This window comes from Burkholderia sp. Bp9016, from assembly GCF_003857765.1.
GTDB lineage: Bacteria > Pseudomonadota > Gammaproteobacteria > Burkholderiales > Burkholderiaceae > Burkholderia.
In genome coordinates, this window is the sequence record NZ_QTPY01000011.1 from 118,035 (window position 1) to 142,813 (window position 24,779).

Consider the following 24,779-nt stretch of genomic DNA (forward strand, 5'->3'; position numbering starts at 1 on the left):
GCCCGTTTTTCGTTCTCCCTCCGCTCCACGCCCCGCCCGACCCATGAATACCACCGCCGATTCGCTCATCACGCTCGCCGCGCGCGTCGACGCGATCCAGCCCTTCTACGTGATGGAACTGATGAAGGAGGCACAGCAACTCGAGTCCTCCGGGCGCGATGTTATCCACATGGGTATCGGCGAACCGGACTTCACCGCACCGGAACCCGTCGTCGAGGCGGCCGCGGCCGCGCTGCGCCGCGGCGTCACGCAGTACACGAGCGCGCTCGGCATCGCGCCGCTGCGCGAAGCGATCGCCGCACACTATGCGCGCGCCTACGGCCTCACGATCAGCCCAGAGCGGATCGTCGTGACGGCCGGCGCGTCAGCCGCGCTGCTGCTCGCGTGCCTCGCGCTCGTTGGCCGCGACGACGAGGTGCTGATGCCCGACCCGTCGTATCCGTGCAACCGGCACTTCGTCGCGGCAGCCGAAGGCCGTCCGGTGCTCGTGCCGAGCGGCCCGGAAGCGCGCTTCCAGCTCACCGCGGACGACGTCCGCACGCGCTGGGGCAGCCGCACGCGCGGCGTGCTGCTCGCGTCGCCGTCGAATCCGACCGGCACGTCGCTCGAACCGGACGAGTTGAAGCGGATCGTCGAAGCCGTGCGCGCGCGCGGCGGCTTCACGATCGTCGACGAGATCTACCAGGGGCTAAGCTACGACGCGGCGCCCGTGTCGGCGCTGTCGTACGGCGACGACGTCGTCACCGTGAACAGCTTCTCGAAATACTTCAGCATGACCGGCTGGCGGCTCGGCTGGCTGGTCGTGCCGCCAGCGCTCGTCGGCATCTTCGAAAAACTGTCGCAGAACCTGTTCATCTGCCCTTCCTCACTCGCACAGCACGCGGCGCTCGCCTGCTTTGAACCGTCGACGCTAGAGATCTACGAGGCGCGCCGGCTCGAATTCAAGCGTCGCCGCGACTTCATCGCGCCGGCGCTGGAACGGCTCGGCTTCACGGTGCCCGTGATGCCGGACGGCGCGTTCTACGTGTATGCGAACTGCTGCGGCGTCGCCCACCCGGCGGCCGGCGACAGCGCGGCGCTCACGCAGGCGATGCTGCACGACGCGGGCGTCGTGCTGGTCCCTGGCATGGATTTCGGCGTGCATGCGCCGCGCGACTATATCCGGCTGTCCTATGCGACCGCATACTCGCGCCTCGAAGAGGCCGTCGAGCGGCTCGCGACGCTGTTCGGTCAGCGCTGACGCAAGGCCGGGGTCCGGCCGTCGCGGCTGGCACACCCTGCTGCGACACGCGTAAAAAAGAAAAGGCACCCGATTCGGGTGCCTTTTTCCTTGGGTCGTCCAGCCGGAACTGCCTGGCGTTACGCACCCAGCTCCGAATGGTCACCGTGCGCCTGCTTCACGGTGTCGACGCTGGCGTCGTCCTGCTGCGACGTGCCCTTCGGGACAACGGTGCCCTTCACGGCGAGCGGCTGGGCGCTGTCGAGCGTCGCATGCACGCGCTTCGCGCCGCCTGCCGCTGCCGTCACGGCCGCGGTCACGATCGGCTTTGACGTCTGGGCCGGCGCCTGCGGCGCATTGATCGGCACGCTGCGGCCGTGCGCGACGTCGCGCAGGCGACCGCGCTCGGCCATGACCTTCGCGCCGTATGCGGTGTCGTCCGGGTTCGTAGAACCGTTGTACAGACGCAGGCCAGTCGCGAGCGAGCCGCCGCGTGCGATGCAGTCCTTCAGCACGAGCGCGCCGACCTGCAGATTCGCGAGCGGTTGCAGGGCGGTGTCGGTACCGCCGAAATATTCGAACTTGTCGGAATGGACCTTCGACATCACCTGCATCAGGCCTTGTGCGCCGACGCCGCTCTCCGCGTACGGGTTGAAGCCCGATTCGATCGCCATCACGGACAGCAGCAACAACGGATCGAGGCCGACGTCGTGACCGGTCTGGAACGCAGCCTTGACGAGCTGGCCGAGCGGCTCCTGGGCGACGCGATAACGGCGCGACAGGTAGGTTGCGACGAGTGCCTGTTCGCGGTTCGATGCGAGCGCACGATCGTCGCGCGCATCGACCGGCACCCGCTGGGCCGGAATCAGCTTCGCGAGCGCGACGGGCGACGGGCCATTGCGGGCCGGATCGGACGCATCGTTCTGCGCGGCGGGTTCCGGTGCGACGTCGAGGCCGACGGCAAGCGCATCCGTTTCGGGCGGATCGTCCTGCTGCGGCTGTGCGCCGGCGGGCGCGAAGTTCGGCAGCGGATGGCCGGTCAGCAGACGGGCCGGACCGGCCTGCACGGCCGCGGATACGACCGGCATCAGCTTCGCCGCGAGCGAACCGCGTACGGTCGGCAGCAGCCACAGGGCAAGCGCAACCGCGACAGCGAAACAGCCGACGACGCTGAATAGATGGTGACTGACACGCGTCCCGCGACGCAGCACACCGCGCACGAACTGCGCATGCTGCTCACTGGGACGCCACGATAACCAAGCGTTCATTCAGATCATCTCCCATGAACATGACTCGTGCGGCTCGCTCAGCTCGGTGGCGAGACAGAATACGCGCCGCGGAATCACGACGCCGCACGCCTTGGTTGGGACGTGCAGGCATCGGAGAAACGGTATAAGACCGTTCGAGGCCACGGTATAAGAGGGCCGGCACCTTCGCACAATGGGCGAGGCGGGCATACGCGATGGCACTCACGCAAAAAACCAGCGTCTGGTGGCGCTGGCTGGGACTACAACTCAAGGCCGTCGATACGCCGTGCAGGTTTCGGCGGACGGTGACGCGCTGCGTCAAAGATCGGTGATTGGCGGCTCGAAGCCTTTTACCCTGCAACCAATGTGAGCGGATTCTAGCAGGGTTTTATAGATCGTCAACACTATAAAACCTCAAAATTATAACAAAAAGTAATTTTGAATCGCCCTTCAGAACGTCAGTCCCCCTGCCGTGGCGGCTTTGCGCGCGGTCAACTTTTTTCTCCGCCGGGCGTGTGCGCGGCGCCCCGGGTAAAATCATCGGTCGATTCGGGGCCGCAGCCGGCCGCTGCGCCCGCCCATCGCTGCCCGTCATGCGGGTGGCCCGGACCTTCTTCATGAAATACAAAGACTTACGCGATTTCATCCAGCGCCTCGAGGCACTCGGAGAACTGCGGCGCGTCACGCAACCCGTGTCGCCCGTGCTCGAAATGACCGAGCTGTGCGACCGCGTACTGCGCGCCGGTGGCCCGGCGCTACTGTTCAACGCGCCGCCCGGAAACGCATTTCCGGTGCTCGGCAACCTGTTCGGCACGCCGCGCCGCGTCGCACTCGGGATGGGCGTCGATGCGGGCGACGATGCCGCGCTGGGCTCGCTGCGCGATCTCGGGCGACTGCTGTCCGCACTGAAGGAGCCGGATCCGCCCAAGAGCCTGAAGGACGCCGGCAAGCTGCTGTCGCTCGCGAAGGCGGTATGGGACATGGCGCCGAAATCGGTGTCGTCGCCGCCGTGCCAGGAGATCGTCTGGGAAGGCGCCGACGTCGACCTGAACAAGCTGCCGATCCAGACCTGCTGGCCGGGCGATGCGGGGCCGCTCGTCACGTGGGGGCTCACCGTCACGCGCGGACCGAACAAGTCCCGCCAGAACCTCGGCATCTACCGCCAGCAGCTGATCGGCCGAAACAAGCTGATCATGCGCTGGCTCGCGCATCGCGGCGGCGCGCTCGACTTCCGCGAATTCGCGCTGAAGAACCCGGGCAAGCCGTATCCAGTCGCGGTCGTGCTCGGCGCGGATCCGGCCACGACGCTGGGCGCCGTGACGCCCGTGCCCGATTCGCTGTCCGAGTATCAGTTCGCCGGCCTGCTGCGCGGCAGCCGCACCGAGCTCGCGAAGTGCCTGACGCCCGGCGTCGACACGCTGCAGGTGCCCGCACGCGCGGAGATCGTGCTCGAAGGCTTCATCCATCCACAGGAAGGCACGCCCGCCCCTGCCCCGGCCGGCGCGCCGCCGCGCCCGGCCGGCAACGCGTCCGCCGCGTACGAGCACGCGCTCGAAGGCCCGTACGGCGACCACACCGGCTATTACAACGAGCAGGAGTGGTTTCCCGTGTTCACCGTCGAGCGCATCACGATGCGCCGCGACGCGATCTATCACTCGACCTATACGGGCAAGCCACCCGACGAGCCGGCCGTGCTCGGCGTCGCGCTCAATGAGGTGTTCGTGCCGCTGCTGCAGAAGCAGTTCGCGGAGATCACCGACTTCTACCTGCCACCGGAAGGCTGCAGCTACCGGATGGCCATCGTCCAGATGAAGAAGAGCTACGCAGGCCACGCGAAGCGCGTGATGTTCGGCGTGTGGAGCTTCCTGCGGCAATTCATGTATACGAAGTTCATCGTGGTGGTCGACGAGGACGTGAATATCCGCGACTGGAACGAAGTGATCTGGGCGATCACGACGCGTGTCGACCCGGTGCGCGACACCGTGATGGTCGACAGCACGCCGATCGACTATCTCGACTTCGCGTCGCCCGTCGCGGGCCTCGGCTCGAAGATGGGGCTCGACGCGACCAACAAGTGGCCCGGCGAGACGAACCGCGAATGGGGCCGCCCGATCGAGATGGACGCAGCCGTGAAGGCGCGCGTCGACCGGCTCTGGCAAGAGATCGGACTGTAAGCCCGCGGGCCGGCGCTCGCCGCCCCGCGCATTGAACGCCTCAACAAGAACGACGATGAGCTTCCCCCCCGCCTCGATGCTGTCCGACGGTTTTTTCCTGTCGCTGTCGCTGTGTCTCGACATCGGTCTCGTCAACGTCGCGATGCTGTCGCTGACCCTGTCGCACGGCTTCCGGCCGGGCTTCTGGCTCGGCGTCGGCTCGTGCGTCGGCGATCTCGTCTATGCGGCGCTCGCGCTCGCCGGGATGGCCGTGCTGCTGCAGTTCGAGGCGGTGCGCTGGATCGTGTGGATCGGCGGCGGCGCGGTGCTGCTGTTCCTCACGTGGAAGATGGCGCGCGAAGCGCTCGCGCCGGCTGGCGCAGCCAACGACGGCGATGCGGACGACGCGCCGCAGCCGCGCGCCAGCGCCCGGCGCAGCTTCATGCGCGGCATGCTGCTCGCGATGTCGTCGCCGAGCGCGATCCTGTGGTTCGCGGCGGTCGGCGGCGCGCTGATCGCGAAAGCGGGTGCGACCACGCCGGCGACGGCGTCGGTATTCCTGTCCGGCTTCTTCCTCGGCGGTCTCGCGTGGACGCTCTTCATGTGCACGCTCGCGAGCCAGGGCCGCAAGCGCGCGGGCGCGGGGCTGATGCGCGCGTGCCACGTCGCGTCGGCATTGCTGTTCGCGTATTTCTCGTACAGCGTGATCGTCGGCGGTTATCGCGACCTGATCGCCCACGCGGTGTGAACCCGGTCTGAATGCGCTGCCCCGGCCGACCGCCGGTCCGCGGCCCAATGAAAAACGGCGCAACGTCCTCGCAGAACGTTGCGCCGTTTTGTCGCGCCGCTCAGGCCGCGCGGGACACGTCAACGACGCCAGTAGCCGTGGTGGCCCCAGCCGTGACGCCAGTACGGATGGCCGTAGTAGCCGCCGACCACGACCGCGGGCGGCGGATAGTAGGCCGGTGCCGGTGCGTAATAGACAGGCGGAGGCGGCGGCGCGTAATACACCGGCGGCGGCGGTGCGTACACCGGATAAGCGGGTGCGACCGGGATACCGATGCCGACCCCGATCGACACGTGGGCCTGCGCGGCGCTTGCGGCACCCAGGCCCAGCGCGGCGGCGGCAATGAACGGAATGAGCTTTTTCACTTCGATTCTCCTGCTGGAGCGGTCATTTATGCGCTCCTGTCGGCAACGGCGGGCGTGCACGTCGCATGGATGCAATGTAGCGAAAACCCGCCCCTCGCGTGTCGCGCATTTGTTGCAAATTGCAATTGCACGCGGTCGCATCGGCGCTGCGGCGCGGGCCCGCACATCCGCCGCAACCCTTGCCGGTCGCGCGATTCCGTCCGACCGGCAAGATCGCGACACGCCGGACGGTCAGTCTTACCGGAACCGATGCGTGTGGCGGGAGCGCTTCAGTAATGAACGATTACAAATTTGAGACAAGACGCCGACAATTCAAGGGGGACACGGGCTCCACACGATTCGGGGCCGGATGAAAGGGTCTTCACATTCAGCCGCGCTACCGGCGTGCGAACCGCACCGGAACGCCTCGTGCGCGTCGGCCTCGATCGCCGCGCGCCGGCCCCGAAGCGTCTTTCGTGACCACCTCACCATTCCTGCGATACTGGCGGCTGCCCCGTTTCTTCTTGCTGACCCGCCATGTCTCTCCCCGACACACCCCGCCTCGGTTTCATCGGCGCCGGCCGCCTCGCGCGCTGCGTCGCGCGACGTTTCGCGCAAGCAGGCTTTCCGGTCGTCGCGATCGCGAGCCGCACGGCCGGACCGGCTGCGGTGCTCGCCGCGGATATCGACGGCTGCCAGGCAGTCGACACGCCGCAGCAGGTCGTCGACGCCACCGACCTGATCTTCCTGACCGTTCCCGACGACCATCTGGCGTCGACCGCCGCGGCGCTGCATTTCGACGCGTCGCGCGCGGCCGGCCAGGCGCTCGTCCACTGCAGCGGCGCATCGGCGGTCGACCTGCTCGATCCGGCGAAACGGCAAGGCGCGGCCACCGGCGGCTTCCATCCGCTCTACCTGTTCGGCGGCACGGACGCCGATCTCGCCCGCATCGACGGCTGTTCGGTCACGATCGAAGCCGACGGCGCGCTGCACGCAACGCTGATGCGACTTGCTGCCGCACTCGGCTGCCATCCGCTGTCGATTCCGGCCGGCGGCCGGATGCTCTATCACGCGGCCGCGCACTATGCGGCGAGCTTCGCGCTGTGCGGGCTGTCGGAAGCGGTCGAGCTATGGCGCGGCGTCGGCTTCGACGAACAGGCCGCGCTGCGCGCGCTGCTGCCGATGCTCGCCGGCACGATCGAGACCGCACGCGACAAGGGCCTCGCGGATGCACTCGCCGGCCCCGTCTCGCGCGGCGACACGGGCATCGTCGAGCGCCAGCTCGCGCTGCTCGAGGCGCGCGGGGGCGATCATGCGGCGCTGTATGCGCTGATGACCCGCCGCGCGGTCGCGCTCGCGGCGAAGCGCGCCGCGCCGCCGGCCTCGCTGCCGGCGCTCGCCGAAGCCGTCGAAACGTCGCTCGCGCGCACGACCGGGCACCCCTCCCCGTCCCGAGACGAGGCGTGATAAGGTGTCGGCCGATGCGCCGCCATCCGGCGTTGGCGGCAGCACGCTACTCGACTGTATAAAAAGGATGCCAACGATGTTCGGCGAGATCGCCCGTTTTCTGCTCAATACCATCTTCACGCTGTTCGGCGCCGCGCTGATCCTGCGCGTCTGGATGCAGGCCGTCCGCGTCCCGCCGTACAACCCCGTCACGCAGGCCGTGCTGCAGGCGACCAACTGGCTCGTGCTGCCGCTGCGCCGCGTGATCGCGGGCGTGCGCGGCATCGACTGGGCGAGCGTCGTCGCCGCGCTGCTCACCGCGATCGTGTACGTGGTGCTGATGGTCCTGATGGCCGGCTTCGATCCGGCCTCGGTGATCGCGACGCTCGTCGTGGTCGCACTGCTCACCGTCGTGAAGTGGGCGCTCAATCTCGTGATCTGGATGACGATCCTGATGGCGCTGCTGTCGTGGCTCAATCCGCGCTCGCCGGCGATGCCGATCCTCTATCAGCTCACCGCACCGTTCCTGAACCCGCTGCGCCGCGTCATCCCGAACCTCGGCGGCATCGACCTGTCGCCGATCCTGCTGTTCGTGATCGTGCAGGTGCTGCTGATGATCGTCACGCGCGCCGCCGTGTCGCTGACGATGTTCGGCATCTGAGACGGATTACGTCGCCGGCCCCTGCGCCGGCGGCGCGTCGAGCGTGTCGATCACGCCGAAGCGTGCCGGAATCACCGCGTAGCACACGCGCACCTTCTCCCGCGACAACCGCTCGATCAACTGCTGCGCTTCGTCTTCAGTGACGATGAATTCGACCTCGATCGCGAGTGACCCCTGCAGTTCGAAAAAACGGTCTTCGTGCAGCACGCGATGCCGGCCGAAGCCGGCCATCGCACGAAACGCGGAACCGCCCGCGACACCCATCCGGTTCGCTTCCTCGAGCAAATATTCCCACAGCGGCTTCCAGTGCAACCGATGGTGCTCATGCACGTAGAAGCGCAAGAAGACCCTGTCCATCGCCTCCTCCGATGCCGGCGCGCTCAGGCGGCCGCGAACCACGCACGCGCGGTCCACATGCCGAGCGCCGTCAGCGTGAACGATCCAGTCAAGTGTAGGGCAGCCACCGCAAACGCCCATCCGAATTCGCCCTGCACCGCGTGCGTCATCACTTCGACCGAATAGGTCGAGAACGTCGTGAGCCCGCCGAGGAAACCCGTGATCACGAACAGCCGCCACTCGGGCGGCAGCCCGACGCGGGTCGTGAAAACGACGGCAGCGACGCCGATCACGTAGCCGCCGATCAGGTTCGCGGCGAGCGTGCCGAGCGGCACGGCAGGAAAGAACGCGTTGAGCGCAAGGCTCAGAAACCAGCGCAGCAACGCGCCGAGCCCGGCGCCGACGAAGATCGCGACGATCGAATAGAACACGGACGCTCCCGGTCGGTCATGCGGCTGGGTTCCGCCGCCGGCCCCGGTCGCCCGGGGCCATGCCGGTTTCCGGGCGCGCACGGCGCACGCACGGCTGGCACTGGCTGAACTGTATGCGGATTCGCGGCGCGCCTGCAACGACGACGCGCGCAAGCGCGCCCGCCAGGTTGCGTCGCGGGCCAGCTCATTCGCGCTGCCAGGCCGCGTCGAGCGCGGCGAGCGTCGCGAGCGCGCCGCCCTCCAGCCCGATCACGTCCGCGCGGCGCGCATGGGCCTCGCGTGCGTTGATCCGGATCACGTCGGCGCCGAGGCGTTCGCTCAGCATGCGCACCGTCGGAATCGCGGTGCCCGCGCCGATCTCGACGACGGCCACCCGCCCCGCCTGCGCGACCCAGCGATCGAGCGCGCGCTCCTGTACTTCATGGTGGGCGCCGAGCCAGCCCCGGTCGCCGAACATCAGGATGTTCGGCCGGGCAAGGCCGCCGCAACGCGGGCAGCGCGGCAGCTCGCCGACCAGCCGGCACGTGGCCGTGTCGACGTCCGGCGTAAATGGCGCTGCGCTCCACGTGTCGTCCGAGCACGGGCGCAGGCACTGCATCGCATGAATCGAACCGTGGATTTCGACGATTCGCGCCGGATCGAAACCGGCCTTCTGGAACTGACCGTCGACGTTGCTCGTCAACACGAAGCCACCATTGGGCATCGCATCCATCCAGCGCCGCAGGATCGCGAAGCCCGCGTGCGGCACGGTGTCCCGGTAAAGGCCGAGACGATGCCCGTAGAATCCCCACGCGAGTTGCGGATGTGCGCGGAACGCCTGCGGCGACGCGATCTCGTGAAACTCGAAACGCTCGTGACGCAGCGCCGGATACGCACGCCAGAAGCCGTCCGTGCCGCGGAAGTCCGGCAGTCCGGAATCGACGCCGATGCCAGCTCCGGCCGTCACGAGCAGTGCCTCGGCGCGCGCGAGCGCGTGGACGGCTGACGCGACGCATTCCGCAGGCAATTGCGTGGCGGCGCTGCCGTCGGTGGAAGCAATGGAACGGGTGGAATCGGAAGGCGGCATGAGGGAGCTGCGGTAGCGTCGAACGGGCGCGCGAATGGCGTCGCGCGATCATACGCCTGTTCGGGCATCGTGCCGAGGCTTCGTCACGCGGTCGTGGCGCGCCCGCCCGCGGACTCCCGCAGCGCGACGTACTGCAGCAGCATGATCGTCTTCGCGTCGACGATCTCGCCGCGCTCGACGGCATCCAGCGCCGCTTGCAGCGGCATCTCGACGACCTCGAGATCCTCGCCCTCCTCCGCGATGCCGCCCCCGTCGCCCGTGCGCAACGACGCATCGTATTCGCCGACGAAGAAGTGCAGCTTCTCCGTGACCGAACCCGGGCTCATGAACGCCTCGAACACCTTGCGCACGCCGCGCACGCGATAGCCGGTTTCCTCTTCGGCTTCCGCGCGAATGCGCGCGTCGGGCGTCGCATTGTCGAGCAGGCCGGCGGCGGCTTCGAGCAGCATCCCGTCGTGCCCGTTGACGAACGCCGGCATCCGGAACTGCCGCGTGAGCAGCACGTCACCCGTCGCGGCGTTGCGCAGCAGGATGGTCGCGCCGTTGCCGCGATCGTAGGTTTCGCGGCTCAGACGCTGCCACGTGCCGTCGCGGCGCAGGAAATCGAACGTCACCTTCTTCAGCACATACCAGTCATCGGACAGCACCGTCGTATCGACGATGCGGACGCGGTCCCGCGTTGCGGCCATGGCGGCCTCCCATTCGACAAGAGACGGACCGCATGGTAACGTGCATATTCGTGCAATTTCAAGAATTTTCGTGCAACCCCGATGCTGACGACCCAACGCAAAAAGGCGATCCTCGATGCGCTCGCGCGCGACGGCCAGGTGCTGGCCACCGAACTGAGCGTGCAATTCGGCGTGTCCGAAGACACGATCCGCCGCGACCTGCGCGAGCTGGCAGCCGAAGGCCTGCTGCAGCGCGTGCACGGCGGTGCGCTGCCGGCGTCGCCGGCCGTCGCGCCGTTCGCGCAGCGCGAGGCGCTCGAACCGGAGGAAAAGCGGCGCATCGCGCGCCGGGCCGCGCAGATGATCTCGCCCGGGCAGGTCGCGATCGTCGACGGCGGCACGACGTCGGCGCTGCTCGTCAGTCAGTTGCCGCCCGACCTGCGCGCGACGATCGTCACGCACAGCCCGAGCGTAGCCGTCGCGCTGGCCGCGCACCCGTCGATCGACGTGATCCTGATCGGCGGCCGGCTGTACAAGCATTCGATCGTGTCGGTCGGCGCCGCGGCGATGGAAGGCATCGCGCGCATCCACGCGGACCTGTATTTCATGGGTGTCACCGGCGTTCATCCGGTCGCGGGGCTGAGCACCGGCGATTTCGAGGAAGCGGCGATCAAGCGTGCGCTCGCCGAGCGCGCGGGCGAGACGGTCGTGCTGGCCTCGCAATCCAAACTGCGTGCAGCATCGCAGTTCGTGATCGGCGAGCTTGCGCTCGCGCAGACCGTCGTGGTCGAACGGGAAACCGACGCGGCGCTGACCGAGCCGATCGAGGCCGCCGGCGTGACGGTCGTGCGCGCCTAGCGCCTGCCTGCTTGCGCCGATAACGGACTCGCGCCGTCGACACGGCCGCGTCGACGACCCCGCCCCCCGATCGTTGCGCCGACATCCTCGCGGCGCCGATGTCAGCGTGCTGACAGGCACCGCTTGCTACCATGGGCGACTGCCCAACCGTCACGCCAGTCCGTCCGATGCTTCCGCCCGCCACCCCGACTCCGCCCGCGCCGCCCGACGGCGATCCGCCGTCGCCCGGCGTCCTCGCGCTGTTCATCGCATTCGCGCAGATCGGCCTGACCAGCTTCGGCGGCGGGCTGAGCGGGCGCATGATGCGTGACTTCGTGGACGAGCGGCGCTGGATCGACGAGGAAGCGTTCCTCAACGGGCTTGCGCTGTCGCAGGCGCTGCCGGGCGTCAACGTAAAGAACCTCGCGATCTGGATCGGCTACCGGCTGGCCGGATGGCGCGGCGCGGTGGCCGGCTTCACCGGCATCATCGCGCCGCCGGCCGTGCTGATCGTGCTGTTCGGCATCGCGTTCTCGACCCTCACGCGCTTTACGCTCACGCATGTCGCGCTTGCCGGCGCAGCCGCCGCGGCGATCGGGCTGTCGATCTCGATGGCGATCACCGCGGTGCGCCGGCTGCCGCGTCACGTGCTGCCGTTCGCGGTGATGACGCTCACCTTCGTGTCGGTGGCCGTGCTGCACTGGCCGCTCGTGTGGACCGTACTGATCGGCGGCACGCTGAGCGTTGCGCTCGAATACCGCCGCGCGGCGCCTTCCTCCGCGGGGCGCGACGACCGATGAATGCGATGTCGCGCTACGCCGCCCTCTTCGGCGTGTTCGCGCCGCTGTCGATCGCGACGATCGGCGGCGGGCAGGCGATCATCGCCGACATCCAGCGCCAGGTCGTCGACGTCCATCACTGGATGACGGCAACGCAGTTCGTGAACGACTTCGCGATCGCGCGGATGGCGCCGGGCCCCGGCTCGCTGCTCGCGACGCTGATCGGCTGGCAGGTCGCGGGCTTCTGGGGCGCAGTGATCGCGACGCTCGCGCTGTTCGGGCCGACCGCGTTCCTGATCTACGGCGTCGCGCACCTGTGGCGACGGCATCAGGGCGCGCGCTGGCAGATCGCACTCGAAACCGGCCTGCGCCCGGTTGCAGCCGGCATGATCCTCGCGTCGGTCTGGGTGCTGCTGCAGGCGCTCGATGGCGGCTGGCCCGCGCGGGCGATCGCGGTTGCGTCGACGGTGTGCGTGATGGTCACGCGCCTTCACGCACTGCTGCTGATCGTCCTCGGCGCGTTGCTGCTGATCGGCGTACACGCGCTCGGCTGACCGAAAGAGGCCGAGCATCGGCATGCGAGCAATGACGCAACGCTCCTTCTCCGCCCGTGACCTAGATGCCGCGAAACACCGGCGCACGCCGCTCCGCGAACGCGCGTAACCCTTCATCGAAATCCGCACCGTCGCACGCCTGCCGGCGCAACTCGGCAATCCGTTCGAATGCGTCCACCGGCATCGGCCGCGCGTCCTGCAGCACGCGCAACTGCTCCTTCACCGCGTGCACCGCGAGCGGCGCCTTCGCGGCAATCGTGCGGGCGATATCGAGCGCAACGTCGTCCACGCCGCCGGTTTCCGCGAGCCGGTTCACGAGCCCGTGATGGGCGGCGCGCTCGGCATCGAGCGGCTGCGCGCAAAAAAACATCTCCTTCAGGACGTGAATCGGCAGGTTGTCGTAAAAGCGCAGCAGGCCGCTCGTCGAATACGGCAGGCCGATGTTCGCGGGCGTCATCGCGAAACGCGCACCGCGCTCCGCGATGACGAGGTCGCAGCTCATCACGAGATCGACCGCCCCGCCCCATGCGGAGCCCGCGACCGCTGCGACGACCGCGCCCGGATAGGTCCGGATCCGCCGCAGCGCACGTTCGAGCGGCTTGCCGTAGGCAAGCGGATCGCGGTCGTCGGCGAGTTCGCGAAGGTCGTGGCCTGCGCTCCACACGTCGCCGTTGCCGTCGTTCGACAGAATCACGATCGGCGCCGGATGTTGCGCGGCGAGCGCATCGATGCACGCCACGAGCCGATCGAGCAGCGGTGCGTCGAGCGCATGGCGCCGCGCGGGATTGGAAAACCGCACGCGCGCGATGCGCTCGCCGATCATGTCGACCGTCACGCCCGACGGCGCCGCCTGTTTCGTCACGTCCGTCATTGCACGGCCTCCGCTGCGGCTTCGGCCTGGAAAATCGCGCGCTCGCCCCGCAACGCATCGATCGCATCGTCGTCGTAGCCGGCTTCGCGCAACACGTCGACCGTATGCTCGCCGAGCAGCGGCGGCGCATGGCGCGTGCGCGGCGCCGGCCCGGTGTCGCCCATCGCGCCGAGCGGCGTCACGACCTGACGCACCGTCCCGAGCGTCGGATGCGCGACCGGTTCGACGAGCCCGCAATGCGCGAGCTGCGGATCGGCGAACACCTCGTCGAGCGTATGAATCGGCCCGGCCGGCAGCCCTGCCTCGACGAAACGCTGCGTCCATTCGCGCTTGCCGCGCGTACGCAACCGGCTCTCCAGCAACACCTTCAACGCATCGCGGTTCGCGACGCGCGCATCGTTGGTCGCGAAGCGCGGATCGTTCGGCAATTCGGACAGTTCGAGCAACTGGCACAGCCGCAGCCACATGTCGGTCGTGATCGGCGCGAGGTTCAGCGGCCCGTCGGCCGTCTCGAACACGCCATACGGCGCGATCACCGCATGCGCGTTGCCGGTGCGGCGCGGTACGTCGCCGAGGCTCAGGTAGCGCTGTCCGTGCACGCTCAGCAGCGCAACGAGGCTTTCGAGCAGCGACGTGCCGACGTGCTGTCCGCGCCCGGTTCGCTCGCGCTCGTACAGCGCGGCGATGACGCCCGTCGCGACCCACATCCCCGAGCTGAGATCCCCGATCGCGGTACCCGTGCGGGTCGGTTCGCCGTCTGGAAAGCCGGTGAGGCTCATCAGCCCCGCGTAACCCTGCGCGATCTGGTCGAAACCCGGCCAGTCGCGCAGCGGGCCACGCGGACCGAACGCGGTCACGCTGCCCATCACGAGCCGCGGATCGCGCGCGCTCAGCGCGTCGTAGCCGAGCCCCATCGCGTCCATCGTGCCGGCCTTGAAGTTCTCGATCACGACGTCGGCCTGCGCGATCAGCCGGCGCACGACATCGATGCCGGCCGGCTGCCGGAAATCCACGCAGATGCCGCGCTTGTTGCGATTGCAGGACAGGTAGTACGTGCTCACACCGCGATCGAACGGCCCCCATGCGCGGCTCATGTCGCCGTTCGGACCCGACTCGACCTTGACCACGTCGGCGCCGAGATCGGCGAGCACCATCGAGCAGAACGGCCCCGACAGCGCGCGACTCAGATCGACGACCCTGATTCCTTGTAATGCCTGCATTGCGGACTCCTGATATTGATGACGAGATGTTGCTGACAGCCGGACGATGCCGGCCAGCCGTTCATTCCGGTAGTGGCTGGTGACGCGTTTCGATGGCGAACGGCAGGATCAGGATGCCGAGGCCGAACACGGCCGCGGTCCACGCGACCGGTACGCCGAGCGAACCGTAGCCGTGAATCGCTGCGCCGAGCACGAAGTTCACGCCGGCGCCGATGAAGCGGCCGACCGATGCGTTGAACGCGAATGCGGTCGCCCGTACGCGGGTCGGATACTGCTCCGGAAGCCACAACGAGAAGATCGCGAAATTGCCGCCGAAGAAGCCGAGGAACGCGAGCGAAACCATGAATGCACCGAGCCCGTTCGGCTGATAGAACGCCCAGCCGAACGCGAACACGATCGCCGCGGCCATGCCCGCGAAATACACGCCGAGCGCGGTGCGCCGGCCGACCCGTTCCGCAAGCCACGGCGCGACGAGGCAGCCGACGATCGTCGTGCACGACAGGATCGCCGCGCCGACCGATGCGAGCCGCATCGCGCCGATATGGTCGATGCCGGCGCGCGCCGCAAGCGCGCTGACCGCGCTCGCCTCGTAAACCGAACCGGCCCACAGCCCGACGATCGCGACGCCGACCAGACTCGCGCTCGTCAACGTGCGGCGCAGGAACGCCGGCGCGAAGATCTCGCGCAGCGGGTGCACGCGCTTCGCGTGCGTCGCGTCGCCGTCGCGCACGTCGTGCCGGCGCCACTGCCCCGGCTCCTTCACGCGCATCACGGTGAAGACCGCGAGCAGCGCGGGCGCGAGCCCGCACAGGAACATCGCGCGCCAGCCATAGGTCGCGCCGATCGTGTAGTTCAGGCAAGCCGCGATGAAGAAACCGAAGTAGTAGCCCGTCTGCAGGTAGCCGGCGCCCATCTTGCGGCGATCCTCCGGCCAGCTCTCGGCGACGTAGGTGCCCGCGAGCGCCCATTCGCCGCCGACGCCGATCCCGGCGATCAGCCGGCACGCGGCCAGCACCCATACGTCGTGCACGAACGCAGCTGCACCGGTGAACACCGAATAGATCAGGATGCTCGCGGCGAGCGTGCGCACGCGGCCGAAGCGGTCGGCGAGCGGCCCCCAGATGAACGACAGTCCCCAGCCGATCAGAAACAACGCGAACAGGATCGAGCCGTACATCCCGAGATTCGCGGGCGTCGCCGCGATGCCGGACGCCGGCAGCAGTTCGGTCAGTGCGGGAATCAGCACGAGCGCATAGATCACCGAGTCCACGCCGTCGAGCACCCAGCCCGCGTACACGGCCCAGAAGCCCTTGACCTGCTCGCGCGTGAGCGGCGTGCGCCGCGGCTTCGCGCCGGCCGCCGGCGCGTCGATCGCCTTGAACATCTTCGTCTCCTTGCCGGCCCAGCCGGCTCCGGTGCCGCGTCCGGTCCGGGATGGCCGGTCTGCGGACTCTTTTGTGAGACGAGTATAGAAATGTCAGCGATCGTCGAAAAATATGATATTCATCTTGCTCGATCGGATTGGCTTATGGCTCGAATCGGGAGGCGGCGACAATGGACCTGAGGCAATTGCGCTATTTCGTGAAGGTCGTCGAATGCGGCAACGTCACGCATGCGAGCGAGGCGCTGCACGTCGCACAACCGGCGGTCAGCCAGCAGATGCGCAATCTCGAGCAGGATCTCGGGATGCAGCTGCTCGAGCGCAGCGTGCGCGGCGTCGCGCCGACTGCCGCGGGCCGCACGCTGTACCGGCATGCGCTCGAACTGCTGCGCCAGGCCGACGGCACGCGCGAGCTGCTGCGCCGCGACGCCGATACGCCGCAGGGCCGCGTGACGGTCGGGATGCCGTCGAGCACCGCGCGCGTGCTGGCGATCCCGCTCGCGCGCGCCGTGCGCGAGCGCTATCCGGGGATCATGCTGGAATTGATCGAGGCACCGAGCGCCGATCTCGACACGCTGCTCGAACGCGCGCGGCTCGACCTCGCGATCGTCGTCGATGCGGTCGACACGCGCGGCATCGCGATTCACCGGCTGCTGACCGAAACGCTGTACCTGATCACGTGGCCCGGTTTTCCGGTGCCGGACGATCCCGTTCCGCTCGACGCGATCGCTCGGCTGCCGCTCGTGCTGCCGAGCGCACCGAACACGATCCGCAACCGCGTCGACTGGGCGATGCGCGAAGCCGGGCTGTCGTACCAGATCGGTTTCGAGGCGAGTTCGACCGGGCTCCTGTTCGCAGCCGTGATGGCGCAGCTCGGTGTGACGATCCTGCCGTGGACGGCCGCGCATGTCGAGATCGAGGAACGCAAGCTCAAGCTGTCGACGGTCGCGCACCGGCTGTTCGTGCGCGACCTGTCGCTGTGCTGGCACGACACGGCGCTCGTCAGCAATGCGGTGCAGAAGGTGAAGGCGGAGATCGTCGCGCTGTTCGACACGCTCGGGCGCCGGCCGGAATGGGCGGCAGGAAACGCCGGGCACGTGTGACCCGCGACGCACATCGCGCATCGCCCGTGCCTTGCGCAACGCTGCCGCACGCACTAAGCTCCTTTCATCCTGGGTACCGCTGACACCTGCTCTTCTCCTCGCCGCTCGGTATAAGCGTCGGGGGAAGGAGTCCGTTCGTGTCCCCGTTCCAGTCCGCCTGGCTTCTGCTGGGTATCAGCGTTGTCGCCGAAGTACTCGGCTCCGTCGGCCTGAAATTCTCCGCCGGCCTGTCCCGCCCGCTACCGTCCGCCATCACGATAGTCTGCTATGCAAGTGCCGTCTGGCTAATGGCGCTCGCGACGAAGCGCCTCGAAATGGGGCTCGCCTATGCGAGCTGGGCCGCCGCCAGCACGGCGGCCACCGCCGTCATCGGCATCGTCTGCTTCGATGAGTCGGTATCGTCGCTGAAGCTCGTCGGCATCGCGTTGACCGTCTGCGCCCTCGTCGCGCTCAATCTCGGCGACGCCGCCGCCGGCTGATGGCATGCGCGGTAGACGGTGGGCGGTGGGCGGTGGGCGAGCGAACCGTGCGCGCGCCGTGCGGCATGGTGCGCCGAACATTGACAACGCCCCCCGCCGCCCCTTGATGTTGGTCGCATCGTAACCATCACCGGTTCAGCTCAAGAGGTTGTCGGCCCGCTCGTGCTCGACACCTCTGCCTTCCTGGAAGGTCTGCTGCTTGGCGCCGGCCTGTTCACGTCGGTCGGCCCCAAGGACGCCTTCGTCATCGAGCGCTCGATTTCGCGCTCCCATCTGCTCTCCATTTCGCTCGTCTGCGCGGGCAGTGGCGCGCTGCTGATCGAGCTCGGCGCGAGGACGGCATCGCTCGCGTGGTTCCTGATGCTCGCGTACGGCGCGCGCACCTGCCGCGCGTGATTCGCCCGCGTGCTGGCGTGGCGCGTGCTCGACCTGTTCGTCGCGGTGATGATGCTCGGCTTTGCCGTGCGCTTCGCGATCGACGCGCGTTGAAACCGGCCATGCCGCTCAGCCGCCCGCCACCGCGCGAAACGCGCGATACGCGTGCGCATGCAGCTCGAAGCCGATACCCGGCACCTGCGGCGCATGCGCATACCCGGCGTCGACCGTTTCGCCGTGAGCGAGTCCGCTGAACGGATGAAACGAGAACGGATTGACTTCCGCACCGCCGAGCCCGAGCGCGGCCACCACCTGCAACGAGAACAGGTGGCCGCCGTGCGGCCAGAACGCATCGCGCTGCCAGCCGTTCGACACGAAGTGGTCGACGATCTGCAGGTAACCCGGCAGCCCGTAGCAATGAACCGGATCGAACACGAGGAAATCGCGCTCCTTGCGCAAGCCGCCGTAGCGCTCGAGCAGCTTCGCTTCCGCAAGCGAGAACAACGCTTCGCCGGCCGCGACGGGCGGCGCGTATTGCGCGGTCAGGCCTGCATGAAGCGGCAAGTCCAGCGGATCGCAGATGTCCTCGAACCACCAGAGACCGAACGGCGCCAGCATCGCGGCGGCCGCGCGGCCGCTTGCCGCGTCGTACGTGTTCATCGCATCGACCGCGAGATGCGCGCTGTCGGCAAGACAGCCGGCAGCGGCTTCGATACGTCGCCGGTCGCGATCGGGATCCGCGCCGCCGATCTTGATCTTCGCGTGCGTGTAGCCGAGATCGGCGATGCGGCGCATCTCGTCAGTCAGGCGCGCGAGATCGTCGTGCGGATAGCGATAGCCGCCGCCTGCGTAGACGCGCACACGCGGCGTCGACGTGCGCGCGAGCCGATCTGCGAGAAAGCAATGCAGCGGCAGGCCCGCGATCTTCGCGGCGGCATCCCAGATCGCCATGTCGAGCGTGCCGACCGCCACGCATCGCTCGCCGTGTCCGCCGGGCTTTTCGCCCGTCATCATCGCGCGCCATGCGCGAAACGGATCGAGGTTCGTGCCGGCCTCGTCGGCAAGCGCGTCCGCGGCGTTCAGCAGGCGCGGCGCGAATCGTTCGCGGATCAGCCCGCCCTGCGCGTAGCGGCCGACCGATGCATAGCCGTACCCTGTCACCGGGCGACCATCGCGCACGACATCGGTGACGACCGCGACGACGCTCGTCGTCAGGCCGCCCGACGGAATCGCCGGATCGGCATAGCGGGAAACCGGGATCGCTTGCTCGCGGATGTCGGTGATGCGCATGGTCGGGGTTCCGGGAAAACGTTCGGCTGTCGCATGCCGTCCACGCAATGCGGCCGGCGCGGCGAGCGGATCGCTGCATCATAGGCGCTTGCGCGATCTCTCGCAGACGTGCGGCCGGCGCGATTTCGTGGCGTGGTGGCGCTCGTTCGACGTCGTCCGAATCGCATCGCACGTCAATGGCGTCCGGATCCGATTTTCATCGTGCGCGGCGCGCGGGAGAGTTCATCGAAGCCGTTCGATGCGCGGCGCCGACACGGCCGCGGATGCGATCGACATCCCGATGGACATCCGATACGAAGCGCGTATGATGAATTCGTCCGAGCATGTGTCATTGCACCCACCGCTCGCCCCGCCGTTTGCCCCCTTGCAGCGTCGCGCCTTCATCCGCACGCACTGTTGCCCCTTCACCCCCCACCTGTCGCGCCGCGCAGCGGCGATACCGGTCGGATGCGTTCGTCCGCACGATTCGTCACGGCCGAACCGAGGAGTTCGTCATGAGCATGCATCTCTATCGCGGCTTCGAAATCTATCCGCTGATCTACCCGCACGTTACGGCCACCAACGGCAACGCGCACAACTACGACGGCGGCTTCGACGCAGCCGTAAAGATTTGCCTGCGCGACACCGCCGACACATTGGCCCGCAGCGAGACGTTCCGGCTGCTCGACAACGCACCGTTCGATTCGGCAGGTGAAGCGCGCCGGGCTTCCATCCGCTATGCGGAAGAAATCATCGACGGCAATCACGGCAAGCAACCGCTCTTCGCCGACACGCACTGACGCTGCGAGTCAACGCTATCCAGGCGGCACGCGAGCGCGTATTCCACGACGCCGGCCGACGCGGCCTTCCGGCTGCCCCGCTCTCGTGAGCGTCGTACGCGTCGTGAACCGCACGCCTCGCGCATCGTTGCGGAACGACTGACGTTCCGGAGCGAAGTCCGGTCGCTCTCTTCCCTTCCAGCGCATGCTCGACCTGCATCGGCCGCCAACCGCCGCCGCAGCGAGTCGACGCGCCGGCCGCGCATGCATCCACGCCACCGACTCGCGGATTCGGCAAAGGCCGCAGAGCGCCGATATCCGGGTGCGCGTCGATTTGCCTTTACCCCGTCGTTTGCCCGCCAGGGCCCGCGGTCACGCAAGATGTCGTCGTCGATCAAAAGTGCGTCGCATTTGTTATTGATGGCGGTCGGATATTTTCTAGATCGCGCGGTTTTGTGCCGACAAGATACATGTCGCCAGGCTGGCAACAGCGTTCCGACGCGCCGCGTCGCCATCCTGGAAAAGCGCAGTTCATAGGAACGCAGGCCGGACAATAGAAATATGGATTGGAGGATGACATGAACGGTGGTCACACGAGTCTGGCAACAGGCCTTAAGCAACGTCACGATGCGGTCGATCGCGGGCATGCCGATGACGATGTTCTCGTTCGTCGGCACCGAGATCGTGACGATTGCCGCGCGGCTGAACCAGCATAGCCGAGACGCGCAATCGAACCTCGGCCGTCGCGACGTATCGTCGGCCTGAAGACTGGCCCGAGGGTGAATGCAGACGCGGGAAACCGCTGCCTGCGCGTCGGTCGAGTGTGCGTCGCGCGCTTCGCCGACACCCATGGCGCAACGATGATTTTTTCGGCGCGGCCCGGACGATGACGTCCGGGCCGCGTCGTTCCCGGGGTACGCGGAACCCCGGGTCGAAGTCCGCGCCCCGTGTTGGCCGGCCTCTGCGATTCAGCTGGAATCGCGCTGGCGCCTTGTTCCGCTTCTGCGTCAGCAGTTACCCGATCAGTGCATCGTCATGACTCATCCAACGCCCGTTGCAAGCCCGCCGGAATCCGACAAACCGACGCGTATCCGGTTCGGCTTCATCCTGTTGCCGAATTTCACGCTGACGGCGTTCTCCGGCATGATCGACGTGCTGCGGCTCGCGGCCGATGAAGGCGACAACAGCCGGCCGGTCCGATTGTCATGGACGATCCTGGGAGACATGGACTCCCCCGTTCGCGCAAGTTGCGGCATTCAGATTCCCGCGTGGGAATCGTTGAGCTCGAATCAGGCATTCGACTACGTGGTCGTCGTCGGCGGGCTGCTGCATGCCCGCTCGGAACTCGACGCGGCCACGCTGGAATTCATTCGTGCGGCTGCGTCGGCGGGCTCGATGCTGGTCGGCATCTGCACCGGCGCGTTCGCGCTCGCGCGCGCGGGTGTGATGGCCGGGCATCGCATCTGCATCAGCTGGTTTCACTACTGGGACTTCATCGAGCGGTTCCCGTCCGTCGATGCGAACCTCGTCGTGTCCGACCGCCTCTATGTGCTGGACGGCCGACGCGTGACCTGCTCCGGCGGGCGGGCGTCGATCGATGTCGCCGCCGCGATCCTGGTCCGGCACATCGAGCCGTCGATCGTCTACAAGGCGCTTCGCATCCTGCTGGTCGACGGACGCAAGACGGTCAGCGCGCCGCAACCGCATCCGCCCGGTGTCGCGCCCAACGCGCATCCGAAGGTGAAACGCGCGATCCTGCTCATGGAGCAACACATCAGCCACTCGATTACGATCGACGAGCTGGCGCGCAGGCTGGATCTTTCGGCGCGGCAACTCGAACGCCTGTTCAGGGAAGCGACGGGCAGCGGGCCGGCCGCCTGCTATCGGGCGATCCGGATTCGTACGGCTGCGTGGATGCTGATGCATCTGGACAAGAACATTTCCGAGATCGCGGCGGGCTGCGGCTTTGCCGATGCGTCACATCTGGGGCGCGAGTTTCGGCGGGCGTACGGGATGTCGCCGAGCGCGTATCGCGAGCGTCAGACACCCAGGGCATTGAGTGAACTATCGGACCCGGCGCAGCCGGCCACCTCACTGGGCGAGCTGTTCCCGAATCGCCACGAGTTTTATTGAGCCGGTGTGGCCGGCTTGCCATCGGGGCTGAACTCCCGGTTCACGGGTACGGGAAAGCGGTGAAATCGTCGCATCGTTTGATGCGTGCGCGGCCCGTGCCGCCCTTGCCGCATGCAAGGGCCGGGACGAGAAACGCCGCGGACCGCGAGGATATCCGGACCGCGGCGATATGCGCCAGCTGGACCTGTAAGGCCGCTCAGGCGAACACGAAGTACTTGCGCACCGTCTCCACGACTTCCCACGTTCCTTTCATGCCGGGTTCGATCACGAACACGTCGCCGGCCTTCAAATGCACCGCCTCCTCGCCTTCCGGCGTGATGATGCAGTAGCCGTCGAGGAAGTGGCAGTATTCCCATTTCTCGTAGTTCACCTCGAACTTGCCCGGCGTGCAGATCCAGGTGCCCATGATCTTGCTGCCATCCTTCGAGAGGTACGCGTTGAGGTTCACGGTGTGCGGATCGCCGCCGATGCGCTTCCACTTGGTCGCGTCAAGGACCGGGGTCGGGCAGGTTTCGCGCAGGACGGTGATGAAATCGGACATGTCGGCTCCAGACAAACGATCGGGTAAGAGGTCTGTCACGTTAGTTCGAAAGCAACATCGGGGCTTGCATGCTTCCGACACCGACTCGTCTAATTTCGACACCGGCGGGCTGGCGGGCGTGACGCGGACGGGTTGCGCTCGACGTTGAACGGATTCACGTGAGCGCCCCTGACGCTATCTCTGGTGCCGCCCCCCCGTGACAGCCCCGCTCCGTTCGCGGAATCGCCGGGTTGGAATGGGGCCGCCATCGGGGAACGCGCAGTGCGTTTGCACATGGCCAAAATGCCTCGCTTGCAACACGGTCGCCAAACCCTGTAGAATTACGCGTTCTGCGGGCGTCGTATAATGGCCATTACCTCAGCTTCCCAAGCTGATGACGTGGGTTCGATTCCCATCGCCCGCTCCAGTACGGCTCAAACCCTTGCCACGTAAGGCTCCACGGGTTTTTTCAAAGTCGCCGTACTCACACCTTCTACCCACAACTGCTACTCACACCTGAGCTTGAATTTGGGCTACGGAGTCTTCCGCCGTGCCGATCAAAACGCCCAGGTTGCACCGTGACAAGAAGTCCGGCGCCTACTTCTTCCGCTACAAACTTCCGGTTGCCCTCGCCCAACGGCTCGGCAAGGTCAGCATGTATCTTTCCCTCAGAACAAAGGATTATCATGAGGCGAAGACCAGTGCCCTCTTGCTCAACTACCACCTAGAAATGAGCCGCAAGAAACCGATCGCCCAACAGTTCAATCCTGACGACGCTCGTGAGCTTCTGAAGATCGACTTGAAAAACGGAATCTTCGAGGCAGACACGCCAGAAGAACTGAAAGAAGGACTCAAGGTGCTCGAACTGATGAGGATTGCTGGCGCACCTGATCACATCGAGCAGGTCGGCGTCTTGCCCACACCATATGTTGCCCAAGCAGTGGCACAAGTCCAACCGAAGCGCTCATCACCGAAATATTCTGTTGTCGTTGAAGAATACTTCAAGGACGCTCAACTGGCGCTGAAACCATCAACGCTTTACAAACAACAGCAAAGTTTCAAGCTTTTCGCCAAGCGACACAACGATCTTTCCTTCTCCGAATACGGAAAGGACGAAATAAAATCGTTCAAATCACATTTGCTCGCAGGCGAAAAAACGGGACACACAGTCAATCAATACCTCTCCCACCTCAAATCTCTATTTGAGTACGCCATCGGCCACGATTATTATTTTGGAGAGAACCCTGTCGATGGTCTGATGGTCAAGGGAGCAAAAAAGGTCGTAACGCCCCGCGAGCAATTTCATCACAGCGAACTCAAAGAAATCTACAAGTGGGAAAACTACGAATGGCTCGTCTACAACAAGCCCGACTACTTTTGGGGCCCATTGATTTGCCTTTTTTCTGGACTGCGCATAGAGGAAGCGACTTCGCTGTCGATTAGGAACATCAAGGAAAATGATGGCGTGCCGTTTTTTAACATTCAAGATGCCAAAACTCGCTCCGGCGTGCGAATGGTCCCGATTCATTCGACCTTGATTAGGCTCGGCTTGCTCGATTACATCGAGGAAGTCGGGAAGGCAGGCCACGAAAAGCTCTTTTGGTACTTGGTTGATGGTCACAACGGGACCAAAAAGAATCTTTCAAGGAGATTTTCGCTTCATCTGAAGCGACTGAAACTCAAAGAAAATAGCAACTGCTTTCATTCTCTCCGGCATACCGTCATTACTCGGCTTGCGGCTCAAGGTGTCAATAACAGCACCATCTATTTATTGACTGGCCACATTAGTAGCGACGATGCGAAGAACGCGCACTTCGAATACTTGCACGATCTGCCAATGCTTGCGTTGCAGCGTGCCGTCGAAAAGCTCGACTTCGGCAACATCATCGACCTATCGGGCTATGACTACAAGCCAAGCCTTCAGAATGTGCTGAAGCATCAAGCACCGAAGTCAAAACCAACAGTACAAATCAATCGACGAAAAGCGTGATACGATCGCCTACACTCCCACCTGCATAAAGCGAGTAAACCTCACTCGCTTTATGCAGGTAGAGGTAAAGAATTACGTGGAGCGCTACCAAGCAACGAAAAATCCCGAGACAGAACATAAAATCTCACTTA

26 protein-coding genes and 1 tRNA gene are annotated in these 24,779 nt (G+C 66.2%); 16 read left to right on the plus strand and 11 right to left on the minus strand.

Annotated elements, in window-relative coordinates; genetic code table 11:
• Positions 1-43 precede the first annotated feature (43 nt).
• The gene (locus DIE13_RS15550; RefSeq protein WP_124828005.1) at positions 44-1,240 is read left to right on the plus strand and encodes a pyridoxal phosphate-dependent aminotransferase; all 1,197 of its coding nucleotides are present in this window, start codon (positions 44-46) and stop codon (positions 1,238-1,240) included.
• 119 nt (positions 1,241-1,359) lie between these two features.
• On the opposite strand, the gene DIE13_RS15555 is transcribed toward DIE13_RS15550, so the two are convergent.
• Positions 1,360-2,487 carry a lytic transglycosylase domain-containing protein gene (locus DIE13_RS15555; RefSeq protein ID WP_124828006.1) on the minus strand — a complete coding sequence of 376 codons (1,128 nt, stop codon included), beginning with the start codon at positions 2,485-2,487 and terminating at the stop codon, positions 1,360-1,362.
• A 596-nt stretch (positions 2,488-3,083) separates the two neighbouring features.
• On the opposite strand from DIE13_RS15555, the gene DIE13_RS15560 reads away from it, so the two are divergent.
• Both DIE13_RS15560 and DIE13_RS15565 read left to right on the plus strand, forming a co-directional pair.
• Entirely contained in the window at positions 3,084-4,640 is a 1,557-nt protein-coding gene (locus DIE13_RS15560) for a UbiD family decarboxylase (RefSeq protein ID WP_098549496.1), read from the plus strand.
• 55 nt (positions 4,641-4,695) lie between these two features.
• Positions 4,696-5,367 carry a LysE family translocator gene (locus tag DIE13_RS15565; RefSeq protein WP_124828007.1) on the plus strand — a complete coding sequence of 224 codons (672 nt, stop codon included), beginning with the start codon at positions 4,696-4,698 and terminating at the stop codon, positions 5,365-5,367.
• Positions 5,368-5,486: 119 nt separating this feature from the next.
• Here the strand turns inward: DIE13_RS15565 and DIE13_RS15570 are convergent, their stop codons facing one another.
• Positions 5,487-5,771 (minus strand): hypothetical protein, encoded by a 285-nt coding sequence (locus DIE13_RS15570; protein WP_124828008.1) that lies wholly within the window; start codon positions 5,769-5,771, stop codon positions 5,487-5,489.
• A 516-nt stretch (positions 5,772-6,287) separates the two neighbouring features.
• Between DIE13_RS15570 and DIE13_RS15575 the strand changes: the two genes are divergently transcribed.
• Positions 6,288-7,217: a Rossmann-like and DUF2520 domain-containing protein gene (locus DIE13_RS15575; protein ID WP_124828009.1), complete on the plus strand. Its 930-nt coding sequence runs from the start codon at positions 6,288-6,290 to the stop codon at positions 7,215-7,217.
• A 76-nt stretch (positions 7,218-7,293) separates the two neighbouring features.
• Positions 7,294-7,857 carry a YggT family protein gene (locus tag DIE13_RS15580; RefSeq protein ID WP_124828010.1) on the plus strand — a complete coding sequence of 188 codons (564 nt, stop codon included), beginning with the start codon at positions 7,294-7,296 and terminating at the stop codon, positions 7,855-7,857.
• Positions 7,858-7,863: 6 nt separating this feature from the next.
• Here DIE13_RS15580 and DIE13_RS15585 read toward each other — a convergent pair whose 3' ends face one another.
• The 4 genes from DIE13_RS15585 to DIE13_RS15600 all read right to left on the minus strand — a co-directional run bounded on the left by DIE13_RS15585 (position 7,864) and on the right by DIE13_RS15600 (position 10,379).
• Positions 7,864-8,214 carry a DUF190 domain-containing protein gene (locus DIE13_RS15585; protein ID WP_124828011.1) on the minus strand — a complete coding sequence of 117 codons (351 nt, stop codon included), beginning with the start codon at positions 8,212-8,214 and terminating at the stop codon, positions 7,864-7,866.
• A gap of 23 nt (positions 8,215-8,237) precedes the next feature.
• Positions 8,238-8,624 (minus strand): fluoride efflux transporter CrcB, encoded by a 387-nt coding sequence (gene crcB, locus DIE13_RS15590; RefSeq protein WP_096503549.1) that lies wholly within the window; start codon positions 8,622-8,624, stop codon positions 8,238-8,240.
• A 184-nt stretch (positions 8,625-8,808) separates the two neighbouring features.
• A complete protein-coding gene (locus DIE13_RS15595; protein WP_124828012.1) occupies positions 8,809-9,690 on the minus strand; it encodes a Sir2 family NAD-dependent protein deacetylase in 882 nt (293 codons plus the stop codon).
• Positions 9,691-9,773: 83 nt separating this feature from the next.
• Positions 9,774-10,379: an NUDIX domain-containing protein gene (locus DIE13_RS15600; RefSeq protein WP_124828013.1), complete on the minus strand. Its 606-nt coding sequence runs from the start codon at positions 10,377-10,379 to the stop codon at positions 9,774-9,776.
• 81 nt (positions 10,380-10,460) lie between these two features.
• Between DIE13_RS15600 and DIE13_RS15605 the strand changes: the two genes are divergently transcribed.
• The 3 genes from DIE13_RS15605 to DIE13_RS15615 all read left to right on the plus strand — a co-directional run bounded on the left by DIE13_RS15605 (position 10,461) and on the right by DIE13_RS15615 (position 12,528).
• Positions 10,461-11,216, plus strand: a complete 756-nt coding sequence (locus DIE13_RS15605; protein ID WP_124828014.1) for a DeoR/GlpR family DNA-binding transcription regulator — start codon at positions 10,461-10,463, stop codon at positions 11,214-11,216.
• Between the two features lie 167 nt (positions 11,217-11,383).
• A complete protein-coding gene (locus tag DIE13_RS15610) occupies positions 11,384-11,995 on the plus strand; it encodes a chromate transporter (protein ID WP_124828015.1) in 612 nt (203 codons plus the stop codon).
• Positions 11,992-12,528, plus strand: coding sequence for a chromate transporter (locus DIE13_RS15615; protein ID WP_124828016.1), 537 nt, complete (start codon positions 11,992-11,994; stop codon positions 12,526-12,528). Before DIE13_RS15610 ends, DIE13_RS15615 begins: the two co-directional genes overlap by 4 nt.
• 61 nt (positions 12,529-12,589) lie before the next feature.
• On the opposite strand, the gene scpB is transcribed toward DIE13_RS15615, so the two are convergent.
• The 3 genes from scpB to DIE13_RS15630 form a co-directional block, all read right to left on the minus strand.
• Positions 12,590-13,399: a methylmalonyl-CoA decarboxylase gene (gene scpB / locus DIE13_RS15620; protein WP_124828017.1), complete on the minus strand. Its 810-nt coding sequence runs from the start codon at positions 13,397-13,399 to the stop codon at positions 12,590-12,592.
• Entirely contained in the window at positions 13,396-14,619 is a 1,224-nt protein-coding gene (locus tag DIE13_RS15625; protein WP_124828018.1) for a CaiB/BaiF CoA-transferase family protein, read from the minus strand. The genes scpB and DIE13_RS15625 overlap by 4 nt, the downstream gene beginning before the upstream one ends.
• 61 nt (positions 14,620-14,680) lie before the next feature.
• A complete protein-coding gene (locus DIE13_RS15630; protein WP_124828019.1) occupies positions 14,681-16,003 on the minus strand; it encodes an MFS transporter in 1,323 nt (440 codons plus the stop codon).
• A gap of 170 nt (positions 16,004-16,173) precedes the next feature.
• On the opposite strand from DIE13_RS15630, the gene DIE13_RS15635 reads away from it, so the two are divergent.
• The 3 genes from DIE13_RS15635 (at position 16,174) to DIE13_RS15645 (ending at position 17,978) form a co-directional block, all read left to right on the plus strand.
• Positions 16,174-17,103: a LysR substrate-binding domain-containing protein gene (locus DIE13_RS15635; RefSeq protein WP_124828020.1), complete on the plus strand. Its 930-nt coding sequence runs from the start codon at positions 16,174-16,176 to the stop codon at positions 17,101-17,103.
• Between the two features lie 137 nt (positions 17,104-17,240).
• Positions 17,241-17,582 carry a multidrug efflux SMR transporter gene (locus DIE13_RS15640; protein ID WP_124828021.1) on the plus strand — a complete coding sequence of 114 codons (342 nt, stop codon included), beginning with the start codon at positions 17,241-17,243 and terminating at the stop codon, positions 17,580-17,582.
• A 162-nt stretch (positions 17,583-17,744) separates the two neighbouring features.
• Positions 17,745-17,978, plus strand: a complete 234-nt coding sequence (locus tag DIE13_RS15645) for a hypothetical protein (protein WP_233409952.1) — start codon at positions 17,745-17,747, stop codon at positions 17,976-17,978.
• 108 nt (positions 17,979-18,086) lie between these two features.
• Here the strand turns inward: DIE13_RS15645 and DIE13_RS15650 are convergent, their stop codons facing one another.
• Positions 18,087-19,247 carry an enolase C-terminal domain-like protein gene (locus DIE13_RS15650; RefSeq protein ID WP_124828022.1) on the minus strand — a complete coding sequence of 387 codons (1,161 nt, stop codon included), beginning with the start codon at positions 19,245-19,247 and terminating at the stop codon, positions 18,087-18,089.
• A 494-nt stretch (positions 19,248-19,741) separates the two neighbouring features.
• Between DIE13_RS15650 and DIE13_RS15655 the strand changes: the two genes are divergently transcribed.
• The 3 genes from DIE13_RS15655 (at position 19,742) to DIE13_RS15660 (ending at position 22,138) form a co-directional block, all read left to right on the plus strand.
• A complete protein-coding gene (locus DIE13_RS15655; protein WP_124828023.1) occupies positions 19,742-20,026 on the plus strand; it encodes a hypothetical protein in 285 nt (94 codons plus the stop codon).
• 606 nt (positions 20,027-20,632) lie between these two features.
• Positions 20,633-20,770, plus strand: coding sequence for a hypothetical protein (locus DIE13_RS32915; protein ID WP_175752281.1), 138 nt, complete (start codon positions 20,633-20,635; stop codon positions 20,768-20,770).
• Positions 20,771-21,040: 270 nt separating this feature from the next.
• A complete protein-coding gene (locus DIE13_RS15660; RefSeq protein ID WP_124828024.1) occupies positions 21,041-22,138 on the plus strand; it encodes a GlxA family transcriptional regulator in 1,098 nt (365 codons plus the stop codon).
• A gap of 196 nt (positions 22,139-22,334) precedes the next feature.
• Here the strand turns inward: DIE13_RS15660 and DIE13_RS15665 are convergent, their stop codons facing one another.
• The gene (locus tag DIE13_RS15665; RefSeq protein WP_006752094.1) at positions 22,335-22,679 is read right to left on the minus strand and encodes a cupin domain-containing protein; all 345 of its coding nucleotides are present in this window, start codon (positions 22,677-22,679) and stop codon (positions 22,335-22,337) included.
• Between the two features lie 331 nt (positions 22,680-23,010).
• Between DIE13_RS15665 and DIE13_RS15670 the strand changes: the two genes are divergently transcribed.
• Together DIE13_RS15670 and DIE13_RS15675 are read left to right on the plus strand one after the other, a co-directional pair.
• A tRNA-Gly gene (locus DIE13_RS15670) sits at positions 23,011-23,085 on the plus strand.
• Between the two features lie 123 nt (positions 23,086-23,208).
• A complete protein-coding gene (locus DIE13_RS15675) occupies positions 23,209-24,648 on the plus strand; it encodes a site-specific integrase (RefSeq protein WP_124828025.1) in 1,440 nt (479 codons plus the stop codon).
• The last annotated feature ends 131 nt before the right edge of the window (positions 24,649-24,779 follow it).

Coding starts and splice junctions, on each gene's coding strand:
- DIE13_RS15585 (WP_124828011.1), bottom strand. CDS start 8,214: ATGGACAGGGTCTTCTTGCGCTTCTACGTGCATGAGCACCATCGGTTG.
- DIE13_RS15555 (WP_124828006.1), bottom strand. CDS start 2,487: ATGAACGCTTGGTTATCGTGGCGTCCCAGTGAGCAGCATGCGCAGTTC.
- DIE13_RS15595 (WP_124828012.1), bottom strand. CDS start 9,690: ATGCCGCCTTCCGATTCCACCCGTTCCATTGCTTCCACCGACGGCAGC.
- DIE13_RS15660 (WP_124828024.1), top strand. CDS start 21,041: ATGACTCATCCAACGCCCGTTGCAAGCCCGCCGGAATCCGACAAACCG.
- DIE13_RS15575 (WP_124828009.1), top strand. CDS start 6,288: ATGTCTCTCCCCGACACACCCCGCCTCGGTTTCATCGGCGCCGGCCGC.
- DIE13_RS15630 (WP_124828019.1), bottom strand. CDS start 16,003: ATGTTCAAGGCGATCGACGCGCCGGCGGCCGGCGCGAAGCCGCGGCGC.
- DIE13_RS15600 (WP_124828013.1), bottom strand. CDS start 10,379: ATGGCCGCAACGCGGGACCGCGTCCGCATCGTCGATACGACGGTGCTG.
- DIE13_RS15635 (WP_124828020.1), top strand. CDS start 16,174: ATGGACCTGAGGCAATTGCGCTATTTCGTGAAGGTCGTCGAATGCGGC.
- DIE13_RS15665 (WP_006752094.1), bottom strand. CDS start 22,679: ATGTCCGATTTCATCACCGTCCTGCGCGAAACCTGCCCGACCCCGGTC.
- DIE13_RS32915 (WP_175752281.1), top strand. CDS start 20,633: ATGCGGTCGATCGCGGGCATGCCGATGACGATGTTCTCGTTCGTCGGC.
- DIE13_RS15610 (WP_124828015.1), top strand. CDS start 11,384: ATGCTTCCGCCCGCCACCCCGACTCCGCCCGCGCCGCCCGACGGCGAT.
- DIE13_RS15560 (WP_098549496.1), top strand. CDS start 3,084: ATGAAATACAAAGACTTACGCGATTTCATCCAGCGCCTCGAGGCACTC.
- DIE13_RS15615 (WP_124828016.1), top strand. CDS start 11,992: ATGAATGCGATGTCGCGCTACGCCGCCCTCTTCGGCGTGTTCGCGCCG.
- scpB (WP_124828017.1), bottom strand. CDS start 13,399: ATGACGGACGTGACGAAACAGGCGGCGCCGTCGGGCGTGACGGTCGAC.
- DIE13_RS15655 (WP_124828023.1), top strand. CDS start 19,742: ATGAGCATGCATCTCTATCGCGGCTTCGAAATCTATCCGCTGATCTAC.
- DIE13_RS15625 (WP_124828018.1), bottom strand. CDS start 14,619: ATGCAGGCATTACAAGGAATCAGGGTCGTCGATCTGAGTCGCGCGCTG.
- DIE13_RS15650 (WP_124828022.1), bottom strand. CDS start 19,247: ATGCGCATCACCGACATCCGCGAGCAAGCGATCCCGGTTTCCCGCTAT.
- DIE13_RS15580 (WP_124828010.1), top strand. CDS start 7,294: ATGTTCGGCGAGATCGCCCGTTTTCTGCTCAATACCATCTTCACGCTG.
- DIE13_RS15565 (WP_124828007.1), top strand. CDS start 4,696: ATGAGCTTCCCCCCCGCCTCGATGCTGTCCGACGGTTTTTTCCTGTCG.
- DIE13_RS15550 (WP_124828005.1), top strand. CDS start 44: ATGAATACCACCGCCGATTCGCTCATCACGCTCGCCGCGCGCGTCGAC.
- DIE13_RS15605 (WP_124828014.1), top strand. CDS start 10,461: ATGCTGACGACCCAACGCAAAAAGGCGATCCTCGATGCGCTCGCGCGC.